The sequence below is a fragment of the Alteromonas sp. MMG017 genome, from assembly GCF_018100795.1.
Lineage (GTDB): Bacteria > Pseudomonadota > Gammaproteobacteria > Enterobacterales > Alteromonadaceae > Alteromonas.
In genome coordinates this window covers 1-614 of record NZ_JAGJDY010000058.1, presented here as the reverse complement: position 1 = coordinate 614, position 614 = coordinate 1, and the positions used below count along the sequence as shown (strand labels likewise).

1 protein-coding gene is annotated in these 614 nt (G+C 39.7%); it reads left to right on the top strand.

Annotated features, from left to right (window positions below; all coding sequences use genetic code 11):
- Window positions 1-499 (top strand): hypothetical protein (locus J8L84_RS20210; RefSeq protein ID WP_211072276.1); only part of this gene is annotated, 499 nt, incomplete at its 5' end.
- Window positions 500-614: the final 115 nt, after the last annotated feature.

Genomic DNA, 614 nt, shown 5'->3' with positions numbered 1-614 from the left:
GGTACCTATGAAGTTAATTTTTAAATTTGTAGTTTTTTCCTGTTTTCTTCAATCAATGGTTTATGCCGAGGAAAGAGTAATGAATGAGCAAGAAGCCCAGATTGTATGGGATGAATATCATGAGAGAATTAAAAATCGCCGTATTGCTCAAGCGCATGTAATAAACTCTGAGCTTGTTAATTTTGGTATAACCGCTGAGTCAGATCTAATTTTGGATTTTACCTTTTTTACACAAAAAGAAGATGGAGCAAACGGTCTAAAAACTCAACTTAGTGAGAACTATGAAATGTCTATTACTAAAGAGAACGAGTATTGGCACATTCAAGGTACGACTAGACCGTATGTAGTTAGCTTCACCAATCAACAACATTTGGGTTGGGTTGAGTTTATGCATGATGTAGCTTTATCACACGGTGCTATTTTCAGCACTTGGACAATTACCGAGTCAAAAAGTGGACAGGTCTGGTCAAACAAAAACATCGAGACTGAATTCGATTGATTTCGGCACCTAACAAAAAAATCAAGTTCGCCCGCTGCGCGGGCTGGGACGCAAACATGCGGGCTGCTCACTTCGTTCGGATTTTAGCCCACATGCCTGCGCCCCTTATTTAGAA